This is a genomic window from Yinghuangia seranimata (assembly GCF_029953285.1).
GTDB lineage: Bacteria > Actinomycetota > Actinomycetes > Streptomycetales > Streptomycetaceae > Yinghuangia > Yinghuangia seranimata.
This window is the reverse complement of the sequence record NZ_JASAOI010000065.1, coordinates 23,284-45,191: the sequence shown is the minus strand read 5'-3', so window position 1 is coordinate 45,191 and position 21,908 is coordinate 23,284. Positions and strand designations below refer to the sequence as shown.

At 72.4% G+C, this 21,908-nt stretch carries 20 protein-coding genes; 9 read left to right on the top strand and 11 right to left on the bottom strand.

Annotated elements, in window-relative coordinates; genetic code table 11:
* Positions 1-62: 62 nt before the first annotated feature.
* From QI554_RS36565 to QI554_RS36535, 7 genes are all read right to left on the bottom strand, one after another.
* Positions 63-1,364: an extracellular solute-binding protein gene (locus QI554_RS36565; RefSeq protein ID WP_281476566.1), complete on the bottom strand. Its 1,302-nt coding sequence runs from the start codon at positions 1,362-1,364 to the stop codon at positions 63-65.
* A gap of 265 nt (positions 1,365-1,629) precedes the next feature.
* Positions 1,630-2,622, bottom strand: a complete 993-nt coding sequence (locus QI554_RS36560) for a LacI family DNA-binding transcriptional regulator (RefSeq protein WP_281476564.1) — start codon at positions 2,620-2,622, stop codon at positions 1,630-1,632.
* A complete protein-coding gene (locus QI554_RS36555; protein WP_281476562.1) occupies positions 2,615-4,072 on the bottom strand; it encodes a GH1 family beta-glucosidase in 1,458 nt (485 codons plus the stop codon). The genes QI554_RS36560 and QI554_RS36555 overlap by 8 nt, the downstream gene beginning before the upstream one ends.
* 51 nt (positions 4,073-4,123) lie before the next feature.
* The gene (locus QI554_RS36550; protein ID WP_281476560.1) at positions 4,124-4,972 is read right to left on the bottom strand and encodes a carbohydrate ABC transporter permease; all 849 of its coding nucleotides are present in this window, start codon (positions 4,970-4,972) and stop codon (positions 4,124-4,126) included.
* A complete protein-coding gene (locus QI554_RS36545) occupies positions 4,969-5,910 on the bottom strand; it encodes a carbohydrate ABC transporter permease (RefSeq protein ID WP_281476559.1) in 942 nt (313 codons plus the stop codon). Before QI554_RS36545 ends, QI554_RS36550 begins: the two co-directional genes overlap by 4 nt.
* A 1-nt stretch (position 5,911) precedes the next feature.
* Positions 5,912-7,225, bottom strand: a complete 1,314-nt coding sequence (locus QI554_RS36540) for an ABC transporter substrate-binding protein (protein WP_281476557.1) — start codon at positions 7,223-7,225, stop codon at positions 5,912-5,914.
* A 298-nt stretch (positions 7,226-7,523) separates the two neighbouring features.
* On the bottom strand, positions 7,524-8,237 hold the full coding sequence (locus QI554_RS36535) for a helix-turn-helix domain-containing protein (RefSeq protein WP_281476555.1): 714 nt from the start codon (positions 8,235-8,237) through the stop codon (positions 7,524-7,526).
* A gap of 193 nt (positions 8,238-8,430) precedes the next feature.
* Here QI554_RS36535 and QI554_RS36530 point away from each other — a divergent pair, with 193 nt between their 5' ends.
* Positions 8,431-8,880 (top strand): hypothetical protein, encoded by a 450-nt coding sequence (locus tag QI554_RS36530; RefSeq protein ID WP_281476553.1) that lies wholly within the window; start codon positions 8,431-8,433, stop codon positions 8,878-8,880.
* 119 nt (positions 8,881-8,999) lie between these two features.
* Positions 9,000-9,812: an IclR family transcriptional regulator gene (locus QI554_RS36525; protein ID WP_281476551.1), complete on the top strand. Its 813-nt coding sequence runs from the start codon at positions 9,000-9,002 to the stop codon at positions 9,810-9,812.
* A 17-nt stretch (positions 9,813-9,829) separates the two neighbouring features.
* On the opposite strand, the gene QI554_RS36520 is transcribed toward QI554_RS36525, so the two are convergent.
* Positions 9,830-10,354, bottom strand: a complete 525-nt coding sequence (locus QI554_RS36520) for a hypothetical protein (protein ID WP_281476549.1) — start codon at positions 10,352-10,354, stop codon at positions 9,830-9,832.
* Positions 10,355-10,492: 138 nt separating this feature from the next.
* Between QI554_RS36520 and QI554_RS36515 the strand changes: the two genes are divergently transcribed.
* The 4 genes from QI554_RS36515 to QI554_RS36500 all read left to right on the top strand — a co-directional run bounded on the left by QI554_RS36515 (position 10,493) and on the right by QI554_RS36500 (position 16,186).
* On the top strand, positions 10,493-11,833 hold the full coding sequence (locus QI554_RS36515; protein WP_281476547.1) for an AfsR/SARP family transcriptional regulator: 1,341 nt from the start codon (positions 10,493-10,495) through the stop codon (positions 11,831-11,833).
* A gap of 64 nt (positions 11,834-11,897) precedes the next feature.
* A complete protein-coding gene (locus tag QI554_RS36510) occupies positions 11,898-12,665 on the top strand; it encodes a maleate cis-trans isomerase family protein (protein ID WP_281476545.1) in 768 nt (255 codons plus the stop codon).
* A 43-nt stretch (positions 12,666-12,708) separates the two neighbouring features.
* Positions 12,709-13,530: a PaaX family transcriptional regulator gene (locus QI554_RS36505; protein ID WP_281473498.1), complete on the top strand. Its 822-nt coding sequence runs from the start codon at positions 12,709-12,711 to the stop codon at positions 13,528-13,530.
* A gap of 1,138 nt (positions 13,531-14,668) precedes the next feature.
* Positions 14,669-16,186 (top strand): carboxylesterase/lipase family protein, encoded by a 1,518-nt coding sequence (locus QI554_RS36500; RefSeq protein WP_281473496.1) that lies wholly within the window; start codon positions 14,669-14,671, stop codon positions 16,184-16,186.
* A gap of 80 nt (positions 16,187-16,266) precedes the next feature.
* Here the strand turns inward: QI554_RS36500 and QI554_RS36495 are convergent, their stop codons facing one another.
* A complete protein-coding gene (locus QI554_RS36495; protein WP_281473495.1) occupies positions 16,267-17,100 on the bottom strand; it encodes a hypothetical protein in 834 nt (277 codons plus the stop codon).
* Positions 17,101-17,381: 281 nt separating this feature from the next.
* Here QI554_RS36495 and QI554_RS36490 point away from each other — a divergent pair, with 281 nt between their 5' ends.
* On the top strand, positions 17,382-18,332 hold the full coding sequence (locus tag QI554_RS36490) for a CHRD domain-containing protein (protein WP_281473493.1): 951 nt from the start codon (positions 17,382-17,384) through the stop codon (positions 18,330-18,332).
* Between the two features lie 56 nt (positions 18,333-18,388).
* Here QI554_RS36490 and QI554_RS36485 read toward each other — a convergent pair whose 3' ends face one another.
* Positions 18,389-19,003: a TetR/AcrR family transcriptional regulator gene (locus tag QI554_RS36485; RefSeq protein ID WP_281473508.1), complete on the bottom strand. Its 615-nt coding sequence runs from the start codon at positions 19,001-19,003 to the stop codon at positions 18,389-18,391.
* 184 nt (positions 19,004-19,187) lie between these two features.
* Between QI554_RS36485 and QI554_RS36480 the strand changes: the two genes are divergently transcribed.
* Together QI554_RS36480 and QI554_RS36475 are read left to right on the top strand one after the other, a co-directional pair.
* On the top strand, positions 19,188-19,556 hold the full coding sequence (locus QI554_RS36480; protein WP_281473492.1) for a nitroreductase family deazaflavin-dependent oxidoreductase: 369 nt from the start codon (positions 19,188-19,190) through the stop codon (positions 19,554-19,556).
* Positions 19,557-19,566: 10 nt separating this feature from the next.
* Complete coding sequence (locus QI554_RS36475) at positions 19,567-20,565, top strand: hypothetical protein (protein ID WP_281473491.1); 999 nt, start codon at positions 19,567-19,569, stop codon at positions 20,563-20,565.
* Here the strand turns inward: QI554_RS36475 and QI554_RS36470 are convergent.
* The gene (locus tag QI554_RS36470) at positions 20,562-21,908 is read right to left on the bottom strand and encodes an MFS transporter (protein ID WP_281473489.1); all 1,347 of its coding nucleotides are present in this window, start codon (positions 21,906-21,908) and stop codon (positions 20,562-20,564) included. The two genes, QI554_RS36475 and QI554_RS36470, sit on opposite strands and share 4 nt — an antisense overlap.

Genomic DNA, 21,908 nt, shown 5'->3' with positions numbered 1-21,908 from the left:
ATGCCGGGCGGGGTCCTGGCCCCCGCCCGGCGGCGGAATTGCGAACTGATGGGATCCGCGGGCTAGTTGAAGCCGGGCAGGATCTTCTTGGCGGCCTTCGCGGTGTCGTCGAGACCCGACTTCACCGAGGCCTGGCCGCTGTAGATCTTCTCCATGCTGTCGTCCAGCGGGTCGAACAGGTCGCTGGCCTGGGGCAGGGCGATGCGCGGCCGGGACGCGTCCAGCACCGTGCGGAACTGGGTGATCTGCGTGTCGCCGGCGATCGCGGGCTGGCTGTAGACCGACGCGCGGGTGGGCAGCACGTGGTTCTTCTGCGCCGCGTAGCCCTGGCTCTCGGCGTTGGTGAGGAACTGGACGAACAGGTACGACGCGTCCAGGTGCTTGGAGCCCGCGTAGACCACGAGGTTGTGGCCGCCGGTCGGCGAGCCGTTCTTGCCGGAGCTGCCGGCCGGGACCGGCGCGATGCCCAGGTTGCCCGGGGTCGAGAACGCGGAGCCCTTCAGGTCGTCCGCGACGGACCACGGCCCGTTGATCAGCATCGCGACCTTGCCGTCCTTGAACAGGTTCTGCATGTTCGTGTAGGCGTCCTTGGTCACGTCGGTGACCGCCGCGCCCGAGTCCAGCAGGTCCTTGCCGATGGAGACGCCCGCGACGGCCTTGTCGTCGTTGACGGTCACCTTCTTGGCGTTCATGTCGACGAGGTCACCGCCCTCGCCGTAGATCAGCGGCAGCGCGTAGTAGCCCTGGGCCTTCATGAAGACGCCGGACGCGCCGGTCTTCTCCTTCACCGCGAGCGCCGCGGCCTTGACCTCGGCCCAGGTGGTCGGCGGCTTGGCCACGCCGGCCTTGGCCAGCAGGTCCTTGTTGTAGAGCAGCGCGAGCGCGTCGGTCACCATCGGCGCGCCGTAGGTCTTGCCCTTGTACTGCGTGCTCGCGTACCCGCCGGGGAGGAAGTCCTCCTTGGCGTTCAGCGCGGGGGTGCCGTCGAGCGGCTGGAGGTAGCCGAGCTCGGCGAACGAGGGGGTCCAGCCGACGTCGGCGCGGAGCACGTCCGGCGCGCCGCTGTTGCCCTGCGCGGCGGTCTTGAACTTGTCGCGCGCGTCGTCGAACGGGATGTTCTCGTACTTGACCTTGATCTTGGGGTACTGCGCCTCGAACTTCGCTATCAGCTCCTTGTACGCCGGAGCCTCGCTCGTCGAGTCGGACGTGTCCCACCACGTGACCGTGCCGGAGACCGCCGCCGGGTCCTGGGCGGCGGCGCCCTGCGGGGTCGTCGAAGTGGTGTCGCCGCCGTCGTCACCGCACGCGGTGAGCGTCAGGGCGAGCGCCGCGGCGGCCACGGCCGCGGACAAGCTCCGTCGCATCTGCACTCCTCGGGAAAGGCGTCCGCGCGCGGGGGGTGCGCGGAGCAACACGGCCGGAGGGCATCGACCTGACCGAGCCCTGCCTGACCGCCGGAGAGGAATGCAACCACACGCGTCGGCACGCATGGAAGATGTTGCGCGGACTTTCTGCAAGAACTTGCAGAGCGTTTCAATCCGCGTCACCACGGCCTGGCAGGGCTACCGGGCCCCGCCATAGCCGTGCAAAAACGGACGAACACTCCGTCCGCATGAAGAAAGGTGAATATTACGCCGACTCGCGCCGGACCAGATGCGTCGGAAGCACCACCGGCTCCGCCGGCAGCCCCTGCAGCACCCGGTCGAGCAGCAGCCGCGTCATCCGCCGGCCCTGCTCCGGCACCGGCTGGTGCACCGTGGTCAGCGGCGGCGCCGACCACAGCGCCGCCTCCACGTCGTCGAACCCGACCACCGCGACGTCGTCCGGCACCCGCCGCCCCGACTCGCGCAGCACCCCCACCGCCGCCGCGGCCATCAGGTCGGACGCCGCGAACACCGCGTCCAGATCCGGGGCGGCCCGCAACAGCTCCCGCATCGCCGCCGCCCCCGACTCCCGCGTGAAGTCACCGTGCGCGACCAGCGGCTCACCCTCGACCGACGCCAGGTAGCCGGCCAGCCGGTCGACGCCCGCGCACATGTCCTGCGGCCCGGCGATCGACGCGACCCGCCGCCGCCCGGAACCGTGCAGGTAGCGGGTGGCCAGCGAGGCCCCGCCGACGTTGTCGGCGTCCACGTACGTGATCCCCTCGTCCGCCCCCAGCGGCCGCCCGCCCACCACCACCGGCACGCCCGCCGCCAGCAGCCGGCGCGGCAGCGTCGCGTCGCCGTGCAGCGACACCAGCAGCGCCCCGTCCACGTGGCCGCCGCGCAGGTAGCGCTCCAGGCGCTCCTGGTCGGCGTCCGTGCGCACCATCATCAGCACCAGCTGCGTGTCCGTGCCCGACAGCTCCTCGCTCACCGACCGCACGATCCCGGTCAGGTACGGGTCGCCGAACAGGTGCGTCTCCGGTTCCTGCACCACCAGCGCCACCGAGTCCGTGCGGCGCGTCACCAACGTGCGCGCCGCCCGGTTGGGCACGTAGCCGGTGCTCGCGATCGCCGCCTCGACCGCCTCCCGCACCTGCGGGCTGACCTTCGGCGAGTTGTTGATGACCCGGGACACCGTCGCGCGTGAGACCCCGGCGACCGCGGCGACCGTCTCCAGGGTCGGCTGGTCAGTCACGTTGCGGTTCCCCGATTCCGTCGCGGCCGCGGTGCGCGGCGATCACCGATGCGTACCAGCGGGCGCTGTCCTTGAGCGTACGGCGCCCGGAGGCGAAGTCCACGCGCACGATCCCGAACCGCTTCGCGTAGCCGTACGCCCACTCGAAATTGTCCAGCAGCGACCACACGAAGTAGCCCCGGACCTCGGCGCCCGCGCCGATCGCGCGGCGGACCGCGGCCAGGTGGGCGGCGATGTACGCCTGCCGGCGCGGGTCGGCGACCCGGCCGTCCGGGTCCGGCGCGTCCTCGTACGCGGCGCCGTTCTCGGTCACCATCAGCGGCAGGCCGGGCGCCTCGGCGTGCAGCCGCATGAGCACGTCGTACAGGCCGTCCGGGTCGACCGGCCAGTCCATCGCGGTGCGCGGACCCGGCGCGTGCAGGAACCGCACGTCCTCGCACGCCGGCCACGGCGAGAACGCGCTCGCGCCGTGCCCGTCGTTGCGCGCCTCGCCGGGCGCGGCACCGCCCGCGACCACGGTCGGCGTGTAGTAGTTGACGCCCATCGCGTCGATCGGGCGGGAGATCGCCGCGAGGTCGCCGTCCCGGACGAACGACCAGTCCGTGACGGACGCCGTGTCCCGCAGCACGTCCTCGGGGTAGCGGCCGCGCAGCACGGGGTCGAGGAAGATCCGGTTGGCCAGCCCGTCCACGCGCCGCGCCGCGTCGGTGTCGAGCGGGTCGGCGGACGCCGCGCGCACCGCGGCCGGGTTGAGCACCAGCGACACGGACCGGTCGGCGGGCAGCACGGCGCGCAGCGCGGCGACCGCCTCGCCGTGCGCGAGCAGCAGGTGGTGGTGCGCGGTCAGCGCGGCGGCCGGGTCGGTGACGCCGGGCGCGTGGACGCCGGAGGCGTGGCCGAGGAAGGCCGCGCACCACGGCTCGTTCAGCGTCGTCCACAGCCGGACCCGGTCGCCGAGCCGCTCGCCGACGACGCGCGCGTAGTCGGCGAACCGGGTGGCGGTGTCGCGGTTCGTCCAGCCGCCCGCGTCCTGGAGGTACTGCGGCAGGTCCCAGTGGTACAGGGTGAGCGCGGGGGCGACCCCGGCGTCCAGCAGCGCGTCCACCAGCCGGTCGTAGAACGCGAGTCCGCGCGGCTCGACCCGGCCGTCGGCGGCCGGGACGATCCGCGACCACGCCACCGAGAAGCGGTACGCGCCCAGCCCCAACCCGGCCATGAGCGCCACGTCTTCGCGGTAGCGCGCGTAGTGGTCGGCGGCCGTGTCCCCGGTGTCGCCGTCGTGCACCCGGCCGGGGGTGTGGCTGAAGGTGTCCCAGATCGACGGGGTACGCCCGTCCGCCGCGACCGCGCCCTCGATCTGGTACGCGGCGGTGGCCGCGCCCCACACGAAGCCGGGTGGGAAGTCCGCGCCGAGGTCGGGTGATGTGGCGTCGTCGGTCGCAGTGCGCACGCGAAGTCCTTCTCTGTACAAGTGAGTTGATGTGAGGGAGCGGGGTGGGGGTCAGCCCTTGACGGCGCCCTGCATGATGCCGCCGACGATCTGACGGCCGAGCAGCCCGAAGACCACGAGCACCGGCAGCGTGCCGAGCACCGTGCCGGCGAGGATCACCGACTGGTCGGGCACGTGGCCGCCGCCGAGCGAGTTGATGGCGACCTGCACCGTCGGGTTGTCCTGCGACAGCGCGATGATCGGCCAGAAGAAGTCGTTCCAGGTCGACATGAAGGTGAGCAGCGCGAGCACCGCCATCGCGGGGCGCGCGACCGGGAGCACGACGCTCCAGAAGATCCGGAAGTACGAGGCTCCGTCGACCCGCCCGGCCTCGACGAGTTCGTCGGGCAGCGCCTCGGCGAGGTACTGCCGCATGAAGAACACGCCGAACGCGGTCACCAGGGTCGGCAGGATCACCGACTGGAGCTGGTTCGCCCAGTGCAGCTTGGCCATCATCATGTAGAGCGGGATGAGGCCCAGTTGCGGCGGGATCATCATCGTGCCGACGGTGAACGACAGCAGCGCCCCACGGCCGCGGAACCGCAGCTTGGCGAACGCGAATCCGGCCAGCGTGCACGCGAGGACCGTGCCGAGCGCGACCGTTCCCGACACGATCGTCGAGTTCACCAGCGCCTTGCCGATGTTCGCCTGGTCGGCCGCCTTGCCGAAGCTGTCGGTGTGCCCGCCGGGCAGGAACGGCGGCGGCACCTCGTTGATCTCGCTGTTGGTGTGGGTGGCCGCGATGATCGACCAGTAGAAGGGGAAGGCCGAGACGAGTGTCGCGACGACGAGGATCGCGTACGCGACGGGTCCCGGCTTGTCGTGCGAGCGCAGCCGTTTCCTCTGGGACACGCCGGTCACCCCTTCCGCGCCCGGTAGCGGACGACCGCCGCGTTGACGCCCACCACGAGCGCGATGAGCAGGAACAGCAGCCACGCGATCGCGGCGGCCTTGCCGAGCGAGAAGTACTGCCAGCCGGACTGGTACATGTACAGGCCGGTCGTCTGGTACTGGCGCGACGCGCCGCCGTTCATGCCGCTCGTGCCGCCTTGCAGCAGCAGCGGCTCGCCGAAGATCTGCAGCGCGCCGATCGTGGAGACGATGATGGTGAAGACGATCGTGGGGCGTAGTCCCGGCAGCGTCACGTGCCGGAACTGCCGCCAGCGGTTGGCCCCGTCGAGCATCGCCGACTCGTAGCGGTCGTGCGGGATCGCCTGCATCGCGGCCAGGTAGATCAGCGCGTTGTAGCCGGTCCAGCGCCACGTCACGATCGTCGAAATGGCGATCTGCGACGGCCACTTGTCGTTGAACCAGTCGATCGGGTCGACGCCGAACAGGCCCAGGAACCAGTTGAGCATCCCGTAGTCGCGGCCGAACAGGCCCGCGAAGACCAGCGTCGCGGCGGCCACCGAGGTGGCGTACGGCATGAGCATCGCGACGCGGAAGAACGTCCGTCCGCGCAGTTTGTAGTTGAGCAGGTGCGCGAGCCCGAGCGCGAGGCACAGCTGCGGGACCGTGGAGATGACGCCGATCGTGAAGGTGTTCTTCAGGGAGTTCCAGAAGAACTCGTCCTGGAGCAGCGTCGTGTAGTTGTCGAAGCCGACCCAGGTCATCGCGTCCGGCTTCTGGAGGCGGACCCGGTGCAGCGACACGTACCCGGTGTAGATCAGCGGGAACAGCCCGAAGGCGGCGAACAGGACGAGGAACGGGGCGATGAAGGCGTACGGCGCGGCCTTGGTGCCGCGCCGCCGCCACAGCTGACCACGCGTCAGCAGTCGTGCGGGGGAGATGGCGGCCATGTCAGCCCAGGGCCGCCTTCACCGACGCCTTCGCGTCCTTCCACGCGTCGTCCGGCTTGACGCCCTGCGCCTCCACGGAGTTGAGCGCGTTCTGGATGCTGACCTTCACGTCGTTGTCGCGCACGCCGAGGGTCTGCACCGGCATCTTCTGCGCGGCCTGGCTGAAGATCTGGCCGATCGGAGCGTTGTTGAAGTACGCGTCCGTCGTGCCCGCGACCTGGGATATCGCGCCGGTGCGGGACGGGAACGAGCCGCGCTTCTCGAAGAGCTTGGCCTGCTGCTCCTTGGCGGTCAGCCAGGTCAGCAGCTCGTAGGCCTCCTTGGCGTGCTTCGCGCCCTTGGGGATCGCCAGGTACGAGCCGCCCCAGTTGCCGGTCGCGCCCGGTGCCGCCGCGACGTCCCACTTGCCCTTCGTGGCGTCGCCGGCCTTCTCCTTGATGTAGCCGATCATCCACGACGGGCAGGAGATGGTGGCGAACCCGCCCTTGGCGAAGGCCTGGTCCCAGTCGGTCTGGAACTGCACGAGCTTGGCGCTCAGGCCGTCCTGCGCGGCGCGCGCCGCCGTGTCGAACGCGGCCTTGACGGACGGGTTCTGATCGTAGATCAGCTTGCCGGAGGCGTCGTAGTAGAAGGTCTGCTGCTGGCCGATCATGGCGTTGTACATGCCGGTGACGCTGTCCATGTACGCCGAGCCCTTGGGGGCCTTGGCGGCGAACTGCCGTCCCACGTCCAGGTATCCGTCCCACGTCGACCAGCGCTGCGCGAGCTCGTTGCGGTCGGTCGGGAGGCCGGCCTGCTGGAACAGGTCCGAGCGGTAGCAGATCGCCATCGGGCCGATGTCGGTGCCGAGGCCCAGCACCTTGCCGTCCTTGGTGGTGGCGGCCTTGGCCTTCCAGTCCAGGTACTCGCTCGTCTGAGACTGCGCGCCGAGGGTGTTCAGGTCGAGCCACTTGTCGGCCTGGTTGCTGACCACGTCGACGATGCGGCCGACCTCGACGCCCTGGATGTCGTCCAGGTCCCCGCCGCCGCCGAGCCGGGTCTGGAGGGCGGGCCAGTAGACCTCCTCCTTCTGCGTGGCGTTCTGCTTGATCTTGATGTTCGGGTGCAGGGCCTCGTACTCCTTGTACAGCCCGGCCTCCTCGAACCCGAACGAGCCGAACAGGCCGACGGAGAGCGTGACCTGCCCGCCGCCCGACGGGCCGCCGGAGCCGTTGTCGGAGTCGTCGTCGGAGCCGCAGGCGGTGAGGACGGAGCCGGCGAGCACCGCACAGCACAGTGCGGCGAGCGCTCTGGAACGGGGGTTGGGCGTGCGCATGGAACCTCCTGGAGACGGATCAGGGGGTGCGAAGGGCGTGGGCGTGCTCCGTGCCGGCGCGGTGCGGGAGCTGCGGGGAACCGATGTGTGAGAGCGCTCTCACAACCGCGACGTGAAGGAGAGTGGCGCGCATCGGCGGAGCTGTCAAGAGCCCGCAACGCCCCGGCAACACGTGCGTCTTGGGCGGGGCAGGGGCGATTTCCGGCCACCGGGCGGCCGCCTGCGGGCGGGCATGGCGAAGCACCCGCCGGCCTGTCGCCGGCGGGTGCTTCGTGGTGCTATGTGGGTGTGCTGTCGGTCAGCGGTTCGGCGGGCGGCGCCACGCGCCGGGGGCGAACGGGTCCGCCGCCGGGTCGCCCAGCAGCCCCCAGAACCGGTCCGCCGCGCCCGGCGGCAACACCGGTTCGCCCTCCGGCTTCTCGGCCGGCGGCGGGAACTCGGCGGTCAACGCGTCCAACGCCTCCGAGATCCGGCGGCGGCGCGTGCCCAGGACCTCACAGATCCCCGACAGCTGCGCCGACCAGCGCCCTTGCGCCAGCCCGGCCGCGAGGAGGCGGGCGAGTTCGTCCGACGCCCCGGAGACGTCGACCAGGTCGCGGTGCGACAGGCCGCCGAACGTGCGGACCAGGGCCTCGGTGCGCCGCTCGTCCGCGCGCCAGCAGTTGGTCCGTTCCATGCGCGCCCACGTCGCCTCGGACATGCCGACTTTCCGCCCCGCCTCGGCCCGCGTCAGGCCGGTGCGGATGCGCACCAGTTGGAGCGTCGTCGGCGCGGCGCCGAGCAGGCGTTCCACCGGGACGGCCAGGGTGCGGGCGAGTCCGATCAGTTCGTGCTCGTCGGGGGCGGCGGTGCCGGCCTCCCATGCACGCACGTCGGTCGGAAATACGTTCACGCCGTACGACGCGAGGGATGCCGCAACACGTTCGGGCGTCAAGGCCATGACGGCGCGCGCGGTGCGGGCCGCCGCGGGATCGAACGGCGGCGGGCTGCCGGGGTCTGAGGGCTGGGTCACGGCGTAACAGCCTAGGGCCGACGATTTCGTTACGGAACGCGGGACGGCGTTTCGCCGACGTGCGTACGGGTTCGGGACGTACCCTGCTGCATTGAGCGACGCTCCGGCCGCGGCCGGGCGACACGGGGACCGAAAGGTGTATAAGGGTGGGCGAATTGGACAAGACCGGCTACCCGGAGCGCGAGGTGCGGTCATGAGCGCGGCACGCGGGGCACGGAGCGGGCGCGACCGGCTCGCGGCGGTGCCGGCGCTGTCGTCGGAGGTCATCGAGGCGGCGCTGTACCGCGCGGCCGAGGGCGACTTCGCGGCGCAGGCGACCACGTACATCCTCACCGAAGAGGGAACGTTCGTGCGGCGCGCGGACCTGTACGCGGTGTGCCTGGACTGGTCCGACGACGGCAGATACGCGTCCGTGCAGTGGCACACACTGCGCGACCTGGTCGACCGTCCCGGGTACGAGTTCGCGGACGGCGCCCTGCGTACCATCCTGCTGCTCTGCTGCGCGCTGCACGACGACGGCCCCGCGCCGCTGTCCGCGCTGTCGTCGCTGGACACCGCGAACGCGCGGGTCGTGTCGGTCGGCATCCACATCGCGACCGGCCGGTTGCCGCTGAGCCAGGCGCTCGGCGGCGGCGACCACTGACGACCTCCGCCCACGCCCTCCGCCCCGCCCTCGAAAGCCCGTACCGGGTACACCGTTCCGGGACGCGAAACGGCCGATAGACTCGGGGGTCGGGCAGCGGAGGGCGTGAGGAGAGGTGCGTGGACGGGCGGCGGTCGGGAGCTCCTGAGGTCGACGAGGCCGCGAGCCGGTCGATCGCGGCCGTGGAACGGGCCATGGACGTGTTGCTGCTGTTCGGCCGCAGCGGCCGCCCCGACCTCGGCATCACCGAGATCGCGCAGGAACTCGGCCTGACCAAGGCCGCCGTGCACCGCATCCTGACCGCGCTGCGCACCCGGCGCCTGGTCAGCGCCGATCCGACCACGCGGCGGTACGCCCTCGGCCCCGCCGCCGTGGCGCTCGGCCGCGCCTACCTGGCCCGCACCGACCTGCGCCTGCTGGCGGCGCCGGAGTTGCGCCGCCTCGCCGACGAGTGCGGCGAGACGGCGACCCTGTCCGTGCGCCGCGGCGACACCAGGCTGTACGTCGACCAGGTGGTGCCCGCACAGGAGTTGCGCATCGAGGTCGCGCTCGGCACGCCGTACCCACTGCACGCCGGCGCCTCTTCCAAAGTCATGCTCGCGTTCCTCCGGGACGCCGAGGTCGACGACTACCTGGCCGCGCGCGACCTCGAAGCGCTCACCCCGAAAACCGTCACCGACCCGGTGAGGCTGCGCCGCGAGCTGGCCGCGATCCGCAAACGCGGCTACGCGACGTCGTCGGGCGAACGCCAGGACGGCGCCGCCGCGGTGGCCGCGCCGGTCCTCGACCACGACGGCGTCATGATCGCCTCGCTGAGCGTCTCCGGACCGCAGACCCGTTTCCGCGGGCGGCTCGTGGAGTGCGCCCCCTTCGTGGTCGAGGCCGCGGCCCGGCTCTCGGCCGAGTTCGGGTACGGGGCCACCGGAGCCTGAGCCCTGCCCGAGCCGGGTCAGCCGATGCGCGGGCAGAGCGCGTCGGCCGAACCGGCGTACAGCGTCAGCGACTTGTAGCCGTCGGCGGCGATGTCGAGGGTGTACAGCCCGTCGAGCGTGTAGAAGCCGCGGGCGAGTGTGCCGCTGTCCGCGGCGAAGCCGACCAGCACCGGCCCGGCCACGTACCAGCGTTGCGAGCGGTCCGGGTGGATCTCGATGACGGCGTGGCCGCTCGCGTCGGCGTCGTACGAGGCGCCGGTGTCGGTGTCGGTGAGGCGGACGACCAGGGCGCCGCGGTACTCGACGACCTTGGTGCCGTCCGCGGCGGTGGCGAGCAGGCGCTTCTCCACGTGGTCGACCACGGGTTCGCCGTGGACGGGGAAGTCGCAGCGCGCACCAGCTGGTTGGGTCCACGGCGCGGACGGAGCGGGCTCCCACGGGCCGACCCCGGTCGTGGTGGCGGGCGCGGTCTCCGCGGCCGATGCGGGGGCGGCGAAGGCGAGGCTCGTGGCGATACCGGCCAGCGTGAGAGCGAGTTTCACGGGGTTCTCCAGGTGAGGAGGCGTCGGATGAGGTCCGGGGCGGCCCCGCACGGCGTTCGCGGGGCCTCCGGCAACCTTTCCTCCGCCCGCTGACCACTTTCTGACCACGCGTCGGGTGACGGCGTAGCGTGAGGGGCCATGGAGTTCCGGCTGCTGGGCGCGTTCGATGCGAGTGTCGCTGGGGAGCGCGTGTCGGTCGGCAGCCGCCGGCAGGAACGCTGTGTGCTCGCCGTACTGCTGCTCGAGACCGGGCACGTCGTGCCGACCGCGCGGCTGATCGACCTGTTGTGGGACGGCGCGCCGCCCGCGTCCGCGCGGACCACGCTGCACACGTACATCGGCCGGCTGCGCGCCCGGCTCGCCCCGCACGGTCTGGTGATCGGTACCCGGCACGACGGCTATACCGTGGCGCGCGGCGAACACGTCGTCGACGCAGAGGAGTTCCTCGACCTGGTCGGCGAGGCCGCGGTGACCGGCGATCCGGGGGAGCAGGTGCGCTGCCTCGACCGGGCGCTGGCGCTGTGGCGCGGCCCGCTGCTGGCGGACCTCGCCGACGACCGGCTGCGCGGTCGGCTCGGCGGTCGGTTGGCCGAATTCCGCCTGTCCGCGCTGGAGCAGCGCGCCGAGGCGCAGCTGACGATGGGCCTGCACGATCGGGTGCTGGCCGACCTGACCCCGCTGGCCCATGAAGTCCCGTATCGCGAACGGCTGGTCGTGGCGCAGATGACCGCGCTGTACCGGGCGGGGCGCGCGGCGGAGGCGCTGGAGCTCTTCCGGCACACCCGCAAGGTGCTGGTCGGCGAACTCGGCATCGACCCGGGCCCCGCGCTGACCACGTTGCACGACCGCATCCTGCACGGCGACCCGCGCCTGGACCGTCCGCCCGCGCCCGTCTACGCGGTGCGGGTCGGGGACGAATGGCTGCCGTGGAGCACCAGCGGCCATCCGGCCCTGGAGTTCTGCAACACGTACGCCGGCTGGTCGCGCGCCGGGACGCCGCGACCCGGCTCCGACTGGCTGCGCCGCTACTCCGCGCTCGCCGTATGGGCCGGTCACCTCGACCTGATCGACGAGCCGCTGGTCGAACGCCTGCTGGAGCAGGCCCGCGCCGACCCCGCCGGGGCCGACGAAGCGCTGGCCGAGGCGCGGGAGTTCCGAGACCACCTGTACGCCTGCCTGACCGACGTCCACGACACCCGCGCGTTCAACGCGGTCGCGGCCGTCGTCCACGAGGCCGCCCGCACCGCGGTGTTCACGCGCGGGGACGACGGCCTCGGGCACTGGCGCATGCCACCCGGCGGAGGGCTGCGCCTGCCGGTGCGCGCGGTCGCCCGCGGCGCGGCGGAGCTCCTGGCCGATCCGCGCCGCTTCACGATCCGCGCCTGCCCGAGCCCCGACTGCGGGTGGCTGTTCCTGGACGCGAGCGGTCGGCGGCGCTGGTGCAGCCTCGCGACGTGCGGCGGCCATCCCGGAGGGTGAGCCCGGCCCACTCGCATATCCCGCAACATTGACGACCGTCATGTGATCGGCATAGCGTGTCGGTATGACGCAGCGCACCTATCGCATCGGCCAGATCGTCCCGAGTTCGAACGTCACGATGGAGACGGAGATCCCGGCGATCCTCCGGGCGCGTGAGACCGTCGCGCCCGAGCGGTTCACCTTCCACTCCAGCCGCATGCGCATGACGCACGTGACGCCCGAGCAGCTCAAGGCGATGGACGCCGACTCGGACCGGTGCGCCCTGGAGCTGTCCGACGCGCACGTGGACGTGCTCGGCTACGCGTGCCTGGTGGCGATCATGAGCATGGGGCTGGGCTACCACCGCGAGTCCGAGACGCGCCTGCACGCCCGCACGGTGGAGAACGGCGCCCCGGCCCCGGTCGTGACCAGCGCGGGCGCGCTCGTCCACGGCCTGAACGTGCTCGGCGCGAAGAAGGTCGCGCTGGTCGCGCCGTACATGCAGCCGCTGACCCGCACCGTGGTGGAGTACCTGCAGCACGAGGGTGTCGAGGTGCTCGACTACACGGCGCTGGAGATCCCGAACAACCTCGACGTCGCGGCGCACGACCCGCTGAGGCTGCCGGGCATCGCCGCCGCGCTGGACTACTCGGACGCCGACGCGGTGGTGCTGTCGGCGTGCGTGCAGATGCCGTCGCTGGCCGCGGTGGAGGAGGCCGAGCAGAAGCTGGGCAAGCCGGTCGTGTCCGCGGCGATCTGCACGGCGCACCAGATGCTGCGCTCGCTGGGGCTGCCCGCGGTCGCGCCGGGAGCGGGCACACTGCTGTCGGGGCGGTACGCCGAGGCGGGGTGACCGGTCGGTAGGATCGCCGCCGAACCTGGCAGGAAAGGCGATCATGACGGAGAGCAGGCCGAGCTCGCTCATCAACACGGTCTACGGTGCGTTCGTCCGCCGCCTCGGCGGCTGGATCTCGATCGCGGACCTCATCACGTTGATGGCCGAACTGGACGTCGACGGCCCCGCGGTGCGCTCCGCCATCTCCCGCCTGAAGAAGCGCGGAACGCTGGTCGCCGAACGCCGCTCGGGCACCGGTTACCGGCTCGCCCCCGAGGTGGTGCCGGTGTTCGACGAGGGCGACCGCCGGATCTTCGACCGCCTCGAGCCCGCGGCGCTCGAGGACGGCTGGGTCGTGGCGGTGTTCTCCGTCCCCGAGAGCGAACGCGCCGCCCGGCACCAGCTGCGCTCCCGCCTGACCTGGCTCGGCTTCGGCAACGCGTCACCGGGCGTCTGGGTCGCGCCGGCCCGCCTGCTCGACGACGCACGCAGCATGCTCGAACGCGTCGGCCTGTCGTCCTACGTTCACCTGTTCGCCGGGGGCTACGAGGCGTTCGCGGACCTCTCGGACACGGTCGGCGCGTGGTGGGACTTCGAGGCGATCGAAAAGCAGTACGCCCAGTTCACCGACGCCTACGGCGGCATCGCCGCGGACCTGGGCACCGGCGACGAGGTCGACCCCCTCGACGCCTTCCGCAACTACGTCCCGATGCTCACCCAATGGCGACGCCTGCCCTACCTCGACCCGGGCCTGCCCGCCGAACTCCTGCCCGCCGACTGGAACGCCGTAGAGGCCCGCCGCGTCTTCGCGGACCTGCACGCGCTCCTGGCCGAACCCAGCCTGACGCACGTGCGGGCGGTGACGGGGCTGGAGGAACAGTAGGGGCACCGGCGATGCAGCTTCCTGCGGCCGCGCTCCGAGCTTCCGCCGTCGCCCGTATCCGTAACCCCCCGTGCCGTCCGCGCGTCGGCCCTGCCCGCGCTCCCGCTCCCGCGCCCCCAGCGCCCGCCCGCTGGCCCAGTCAGCCGCTCGTCAGCGTGCCCGGTCGCAGCGCTGCTCCCGCCCGTGCGCTCCGGGCGCTCGTGCCCACGGACGCGTTCCGTGTGCCTGGGGCCTGTGCTCCTGCCGTCCGCCGGGACCATGTCCCACGCCCCGCAGTTCGCGCCCTGCGCCCCCGCCGGCTGCGTTCGGGGTGTCTGGGGCCTGTGCTCCTGCCGTCCGCCGGGACCATGTCCCACGCCCCACCTTCCGCCGCAGCGCCGCTCGCGCGTTCGCCTCCGCTCTCGTGCGCTCCTGCCCACAGGCCGATCCGTCGCCCGAGCCCCGCCTTTCCGCTGGCGGTGCCCTCTCGCGGCTTCGCGCGGAGTGCTGGCGCACTCCGTCCGTTCCTGCGCGGAGCGCTCGTGCCCACGGACCCGTTGCTCGCGGCCACACATTCCGCAGGCCGCGCCGGGGCGGTCTCGCCTTGTGGCGCCGCTCTCGCGCTCCACGCTCGCACCCCCACTTTGCGCCCCCCTGCGCCCGCGTCTTGAGCTCGTGCCGCCGGATCCGTGGCCGACGCCCCCGCGATCCGCCTGCAGCGTCTCGCGCGTTCCGTTCGTGGCCCGTTCGTTCGCGCCCTGCGCCCCCGCCGGCTGACCGACCCGTCGTCCACGCCTCCCTGCCGCTCGTGCGCCGTGCTCGCGCGTTCGGGGTGTCTGGGGCCTGTGCTCCTGCCATCCGCCGAGACCGTGTCCCACGCCCCGCCTTCCGCCGCAGCGCCGCTCGCGCGTTCGCCTCCGCTCTCGTGCGCTCCTGCCCACAGGCCGATCCGTCGCCCGGGCCCCGCCTTCCCGCTGGCGGTGCCCTCTCGCGGCTTCGCGCGGAGTGCCGGCACACTCCGTCCGTCCCTGCGCGGAGCGCCACTGCGGGCAGGCGCGCCCACGTGTGCAGTAATTCTGGCGGTCGTCAGAATCTCGCGGTATCGTGCGGGATTGCTGGCTCGATTAAGCGGCCGGTATCGCACCGGAAGGGGTAGCACATGTCCGCAGCCGAGAACGACGTCGCAGGCGCGCCCGTCGTCGAGACCTCCGGCGGCGCGTTGCGCGGTACCCGTGAGGACGGGCTCGCCGTCTTCCGGGGGGTCCCGTACGCCGCCCCGCCCGTCGGTGAGCTGCGGTTCCGGTCGGCTCGGCCGCACCCCGGCTGGGCCGGTGTGCGCGACGCCTCCGCATACGGCCCGAGCGCCCCGCAGCCCGTCGGGCACCCCGTGCTCGGCGACCACGGCCGTCCGCCGTTCGACGAGGACTGCCTCACCCTCAACGTCTGGACCCCCGCCCCCGACGGCGCCCGCCGGCCCGTGCTCGTCTGGATCCACGGCGGCGGCTTCCTCTCCGGATCCGGCACGCTGCCGTACTACGCCGGCGACACGTTCGCGCGCGACGGCGACCTGGTCGTCGTCACCATCTCGTACCGCATCGGCGCCCTCGGCTACCTCTACCTCGGCGACGAGGACTCCACGAACGTCTGGCTGACCGACCAGCTCGCCGCGTTGCGCTGGGTGCACGAGAACATCGCGGCGTTCGGCGGCGATCCGGACAACGTCACCGTGGCGGGTCAGTCCGGCGGCGCGTTCTCCACCGCGGCGTTGGCCGTCCACCCCGAAGGCGGCCCGTTGTTCCGCCGCATGATCCTGCAGAGCCCGCCGTTCGGGCTCACGCTGCCCACGCCGGACGAATCCCTGGCCACCACCGAGCTGTTCGTCCGCGCCGCGGACGCCGGCAGCGTCGAAAAGCTGCGCGAACTGCCGTACGAGCGGCTGATCGAGGCCACCTTCGGCATGTTCGCGGCCCCGGCGCCGTGGGCGACCTGGCGCGTGCCGTTCCTGCCGGTCGCCGACGGCCGGCTGCTCGTCGGGAACCCGTTGGACACGCTGGTCGGCGGCGCCGCGGCGACCACCGACCTCATGCTCGGCTGGACCCGCGACGAGGCCACCTTCGCGCTCGTGCTCGAACCGCAGTACGCCGACCCGGACCCGGCCCTGGTCCGCGAACGCTTCGCCGGCGCGTTCGGCGAACGGGCCGACGCCGCCTACGCGCACTACACCGAGACCACGAGCGGCGGCCTCGGCGCGGTGGTCACCGACCTCCTCGGCGACGAACTGTTCCGCATCCCGTGCTCGACCCTCGCCGAAGCCCGCGCCACCGCCGAAAACCCCGCCTGGGTCTACCAGTTCGACTACGCGACCCCCGCCTACGACGGACGCCTCGGCGCGACCCACTGCCTCGAACTCCCGTTCACCTTCCACAACGCCGACCGCTGGTCCCAGGCACCCTTCCTGGCCGGCGCCGACCCCAAGACCGTGGCCGACCTCGGCGCCGCGATGCACCGGGCCTGGATCGCCTTCGTCCGCACCGGCGACCCGTCAGCGCCCGGCGACACCGGCCTCCCGGACTGGCCCCGCTACACCACCGACGGCCGAACGACGATGCGCTTCGACGCCACCAGCCACGCCGCCCCCGACGAACTCGGCGACCGCCGAGCCCTGTTCGGCGTCTGACCGAAATGGCGAACCGCCCGTGCCCCTGCGGATCTCCCACAGGGGCACGGGCCGTTCCCCGGCCACCACCACCCTCGCGGTCAGAGCCGCCCGCACACCGCCGCTACGCGCTCCCGCAGCGCGTCCGCGAGGTCGAGGTCGAGACCTTCGGAGACCCGCTCCAGCAGCTGCGCGAGCACCACCGTTTCGGCGACGCGCCCCGCCGCGCTGTCCAGAACCGGGAACTCCCTGCGGACGCGCGCCGCGACGTCCGGGTGCAGCAGTGCGTACGTGTGGAGCATCGCCGCGTCGAAGCCGACCGGGGCCAGGCCCCAGGCCTCCCAGTCGACGATGTGCGGGCCGTGCCGGGTCACGCTCGCCCAGTGCAGGTCGCCGTGCGCGGGCACCATGCCGCCGATCCGCGGCGCGGCGACGCCGACGAACCGCGGCACCGCCCGGTCCACCCAGTCCTGACGCACCGTCACCCGCTCGGTGCGGGCCCGGCCCACCGTCTCCAGCGCGCTGCGCAGCGTCGACCACCACCGCGGGCCGGGGTCGAATCCCTCGGGCGCGCGGGCCGACGCCGAGCACACCGGCTCGTCGACGTACGCGATCAGCTCCGCCCGGAACGCCGCACCGCCCTCGGCCCAGTCGAACAGGTTCAGCAGCGCGGGCCGTACCCCGGCCAGGTCCCCGAACGCCTTTTCGGCGGCCTCGTTCCCCTCCCACAGCCGGCCCCGCGCACCGGACGCGGACGCCTCCAACACCCGCAGCCACGCGGCCCGCCGCCCGTACCGCACCCTCCGGGACACCATCCGGGACGAGAATCCCCACACGACCTCGCCGTCCGACACCACACCCAGCACGTCGGCGGCCTGGTCGAGGGCATCGAGAACGCGGAGCGGGTCCGCGCCTTCCCCCGGCGACGAATACATCCGTAGCCCCCCTTCCCCTGGCGCCAGGCTACGGGTCGGCGGCGGATTGGCAACCCAGGTTCACCCGTAAGGATGCGGACCACCCGCGACCGCGCCGTGAGCTTCGTCGCCCGCCACCTCCAACGAACGCGCGGCGCACGGATCGTCAGGGCTTCGAGTTCACCGCAACTCATGTGACCTTTACCGCTGTTCGTCATTGAACAGTCGGAATGATCCGCTCCGTACCCGACGTCGAAGCGCCACCGTGCAGTGCGGTGGCCGCGGTACTGGGGGGTCCAGTCATGAACATCAAGAGGATGGCGGCAGGCGTGTCCGCGCTCGCCGCGTTGGGGATCGCCGTTGCGGGGCCTGCGGTTTCGGCCGGGGCGGCGGCGGACGGGACGGGCACCGACGCCGCCTACTTCGCTGTGAGCCTCAACGGAGGCAACGAGGTTCCCACGCCCGGCGGTCCCGCAGCGGGCGACAAGGACGGCACCGCCGTCGCCTACCTTCAGGTGAGCGGCGACGAGATCCGGTTCGCCGCCGCCTTCAAGGGGATCGCCGCGCCCGCGACCGGCACGATCCAGGCGGGGGCGAAGGGGGAGAACGGGGCGGTCGAGGTCACGCTGTTCACCGCCCCGGCGTACGGGAACAACGGCACGGCCACCGGGACCGTCCGCGTCAAGGACGCCCAGTTCCTCGCCGACCTGAAGGCGAACCCGCGCGCGTTCCACCTCGACATCGCCACACCGGAGTTCCCCGGCGGCGCGGTGCGCGGGCAGGTCAACGGCATCAGGAGCACGCTGGACATGGACCACGCGCTCCAGCGCGACACCAAGGCGTCGGTGACCCAGGGCGTGCAGATCTACGCCTGCACCGTGCAGCCGGACGGCTCGTTCGCGTTCACGCAGGACAACGTGCGGGCCACGCTCGACAACGGCATCTCGCACTTCTTCGCGAACCCCGGCCCCGCCGGCCCGCCCGAGTGGCTGGCGCGGGACCGGAGCGCGGTCACCGGCAAGGTGCTGGCCCGCACGCCGAACGGCACGGGCAACATCGCGGAGTTGGACCTCGCCGCGACGCAGGCCGGGCGCCCGTTCGGCCTCCTGGCCGGCACGGACGAGATCCTGCGCCTGAACACCGTGGGCGGCGTCGCCCCGTCCGGCCCGTGCGACCCGGCCGCGCAGGCGCGCGTCGAGGTGCCGTACCGCGCGGACTACGTGTTCCTCGACTCGACGCAGCCGATCGTCTGACGAACGCGGCGGCGGGCCGGTCCAGCCAGGGCCGGTCCGCCGCCGTCGCGTAGCGGCTACCCGCGCCGGGCCTCCAGCGCGTCGAGGATCAGGTCGAGGCCGTACGCGAATTCGGCCGTGTGGTCGTAGCCCGGCTTCAGCGCGTGCTCGACGATCATCTCCGTGAGGTACGGGAACTCGTCGGCGGGCAGGGCCGCGAGGATTCCGTCGGCGACCTCCGCGACCTCGTCCGTCGAGGTCAGCGGCAGGTTCTGCTCCTGGAGCACGTACCCGCCGACGTAGCTGTCGATGAGTGAGACGGCGTGTGCGGCCGTCCGGAGACCGAACCCCGCCTCCCGCAAGACCCCCAGCACGGCGTCGTGGTGCCGCAGCGTCGCCGGCCCCGGGTTGCGGCGCGAGTCCATCAGGCCCAGCGCCCAACTGTGCCGCGACAGCACCGCACGCGCGGAGTTCGCCCGCGCGCGGATCGCGTCCCGCCAGTCCTCCCGCCCGGCGTCAGGCAGTTCGATCGCCGCGAACACCACGTCCACCACGCCGTCGAGGACCGCGTCCTTGTTCGGCACGTGCCGGTACAGCGACATCGCCTCGACGCCCAGCTCCTGCGCGACCTTCCGCATCGAGATGGCGTCGACGCCGCCGCGGTCCGCGACCCGGACCGCGGCGTCCAACACACGTTCCCTGCTGAGCGGTCGGCGGGGCGGGGGAGAGGGCGGCACGCGAGCTCCTGACCGTGAGGGTGTTGACAGGCTTACACCCGTAAGCAAGCCTTGCAAGCGTACCCCGGCTTACGCCTGTAAGGCCCGAACGGTTGGGTCGGTGCGCCGGCCGGCACAGGAGCCAGGAAGGAAGCCACGCATGCCGATGCCGCTCTGGTGGGGCCACGTCAACAAGCGCGTCTTCAACCCGCGTGAGATCAGAAACGGCCGCCGCCCCGTCCTGATCCACGTCGGCCGGACCTCCGGCACGACGTACCGCACCCCGCTCGACGCCCACCCCGTCGACGGCGGCTACCTGTTCATACTCGTGTACGGCTCCGGCTCCGACTGGGTACGCAATATCCTCGCCTCCGGCACCGCGCGACTCCGGGTCGACGGACAGGAACTCGACCTCACCGCCCCACGCCTCGTCGACAGGGCCGAGGCCTTCCAGGCACTCCCGAATCATGTGCCCCGCCCGCCCAAGGTGCTCCGCATCACGGAGTTCCTCCGCATGGACCGCTTGTGAGGAGACCGGATTGACGTCGCCGTCGATGCTGCTCGAGGCGGCACCCGAGGCCATGCGCCCCCGACTGTTCGACCGCCTCGGGCCCGCGCTGCAGACCGCGGTCCTCGGCGACTTCCGCACCCCGGACGCCGTGGTCTCGGCGCACGTCGCGGCCAACGGCACCCGCGAGCAGCAGGCGGCCCTCGGCCGCAACCGGCGCGCCCATCCGGACACGATCTACGCACTCGCCGCGAAGGCCGACGTCCAGGTCGCCGTGGCGGTGCTCAGCAACCCGTACGCCCCGCGAGAAGCGCACAAGGCGGCCGCGAGGGTGGTGCCCCAGTACCTGATCCCGCGCAAGGGCGAGCCCAGCGGGCCCTACAGCCCGACAAAGCGGTTGATGCTGGCCATCGAATGCGACGACCCGGACCTGACCGTGGCCGCGCTCGCCGTGCTCCCGTTTCCGGGCGCCAAACGGACCAGCCCCGCGATCGCCCTCCGGGGCTGCCTGGGCCTGCGCCGCATCGTCGGGCCCGATGTGGCGCGCGGCGCGACCGCCCGGTTCCTGACCAGGCCCATACCCGAGCCGGTGCGCGTGGTCCTGGCCGACCCGACCGACCTGCGCCGTCTGGAGCGGACGTATGAACGCAGCTGTGGCACCCAGGGGTTCATCCGGATGCTGCGTGGCCGAAGGAAGGTGACCCAGGATGTCCTCGAGCGCTGGCCGCACACCCCGCTGGACTGGTCGCAGATCATGGACGCCGACCGCGCCGAGCCGTTCCAGCGCGAAGCGGTGACGTACCTGTCGAGGCAGGCCGGCTGCCCCGACCTCATCCGCGACCGCCGGGAGGGACGCCCCGACGATCAGGAAGCCCGCACGCACCTCGCAGGCCTCACCGCCGCGCGCCTCGGCGACGACATCGAGGCCTGGGCGGTCGCCCTCGCCCTGGCCGGGGACTTCGCCGGCACGACCCCCGAACTCCTCGACACCGCGGTCGCGGTCGTCGGAGGCCGGGCGGCCCCGTACTAGCCCTGCCGGGAGTCGACCAGCCCCGCCGGGTGGTCCGAGGTGGCCACCGGGATCGGTCCGGCCTCGCGGCGGGCCGCCTCGGCCCGCGCGACGGGGCCGCGCAGGCGGAAGATCGCGAAGAGCCCCACCGCCTCCAGGACGAACACCGAGGAGAACGCGATCCGGTAGTCGTCGCCCGTCGCGTCGAGGAGGACGCCGACCGTCAGGAGCGTCGTCATCGAGGCGACGAAGCCGCCCATGTTGACGATTCCCGAGGCCGTTCCCTGCCGCTCGGGCGGGTTGGCGGGGCGCCCGAAGTCGAAGCCGATCATCGAGGCCGGCCCGCACGCGCCGAGCACCAGGCACAGCACGACCAGCAGCCACATCGGCGCGATGCCGCCCGGGTAGAAGATCGTGGCCGCCCACGCCGTGGCCGTGGTGAGGACGGTCCCCAACGCGATCGGCAGCCGCGCGGCCTGGTGCCGGGCGATGACCTGTCCGAACACGAAGCCGAGCACCATGCTCGACAGCACGATGACGGTGAGCAGCCCGCCGGCCGTGCCGCGCGTGTGGCCCTGCGACTCGACGAGGAACGGCATTCCCCACAGCAGCAGGAACACCATCGCCGGGAACTGCGTCGTGAAGTGCGTCCACAGCCCGAGCCGCGTTCCCGGTTCGGCCCACGACTCGGCGATCTGCCGCCGCACGTAGGCGGCTCCGCGGTGCGCCACCGCCGGCACCTCGTACCCCTCGGGGTGGTCCTTCAGGAACAGCTGGACGAGCACGAACACGACCGCCCCCGCCGCCGCGCTCCCCGCGAACACCGCCGTCCAGCCGGCCTCGTGGAGCAGCCGGGAGAGCACGAGCGTCGAGATGAGGTTGCCCGCCTGCCCGATGAGCGCGGCGAGTTGCGCGACGAGCGGCCCGCGCCGCGCCGGGAACCAGCGCGTTCCGAGCCGCAGCACGCTGATGAAGGTCATCGCGTCGCCGCACCCCAGCAGCGCGCGCGACGCGAGGGCCATGCCGTACGACGTCGAGAACGCGAAGCCCAACTGCCCGACCGTGAACAGGACGATGCCCATGGTCAGCATGCGCTTGGTGCCGAGCCGGTCGACGAGGAGGCCGACGGGTATCTGCATGCCGGCGTACACCAGCAGCTGGAGGATGGAGAACGTCGACAGCGCCGACGCGTTGACGTCGAACCGGTCGGCGGCGTCGAGTCCCGCGACGCCCAGCGAGGTCCGGAAGATGACCGCCACGAAGTACACGGCGACGCCGACCGACCAGACGGCGACCGCGCGCCGCCCGCCGGGGGGATCCGTCGGCCGGACGGGGGAGGCGGCCGGTGTGTGTGTCTGCGTCAT

Bases quoted from the DNA above. Each gene is read 5' to 3' on its own strand.
- QI554_RS36565 (WP_281476566.1), bottom strand. From the start codon at position 1,364: ATGCGACGGAGCTTGTCCGCGGCCGTGGCCGCCGCGGCGCTCGCCCTG.
- QI554_RS36545 (WP_281476559.1), bottom strand. From the start codon at position 5,910: ATGGCCGCCATCTCCCCCGCACGACTGCTGACGCGTGGTCAGCTGTGG.
- QI554_RS36540 (WP_281476557.1), bottom strand. From the start codon at position 7,225: ATGCGCACGCCCAACCCCCGTTCCAGAGCGCTCGCCGCACTGTGCTGT.
- QI554_RS36530 (WP_281476553.1), top strand. From the start codon at position 8,431: ATGAGCGCGGCACGCGGGGCACGGAGCGGGCGCGACCGGCTCGCGGCG.
- QI554_RS36515 (WP_281476547.1), top strand. From the start codon at position 10,493: ATGGAGTTCCGGCTGCTGGGCGCGTTCGATGCGAGTGTCGCTGGGGAG.
- QI554_RS36510 (WP_281476545.1), top strand. From the start codon at position 11,898: ATGACGCAGCGCACCTATCGCATCGGCCAGATCGTCCCGAGTTCGAAC.
- QI554_RS36505 (WP_281473498.1), top strand. From the start codon at position 12,709: ATGACGGAGAGCAGGCCGAGCTCGCTCATCAACACGGTCTACGGTGCG.
- QI554_RS36500 (WP_281473496.1), top strand. From the start codon at position 14,669: ATGTCCGCAGCCGAGAACGACGTCGCAGGCGCGCCCGTCGTCGAGACC.
- QI554_RS36495 (WP_281473495.1), bottom strand. From the start codon at position 17,100: ATGTATTCGTCGCCGGGGGAAGGCGCGGACCCGCTCCGCGTTCTCGAT.
- QI554_RS36490 (WP_281473493.1), top strand. From the start codon at position 17,382: ATGAACATCAAGAGGATGGCGGCAGGCGTGTCCGCGCTCGCCGCGTTG.
- QI554_RS36480 (WP_281473492.1), top strand. From the start codon at position 19,188: ATGCCGATGCCGCTCTGGTGGGGCCACGTCAACAAGCGCGTCTTCAAC.
- QI554_RS36470 (WP_281473489.1), bottom strand. From the start codon at position 21,908: ATGACGCAGACACACACACCGGCCGCCTCCCCCGTCCGGCCGACGGAT.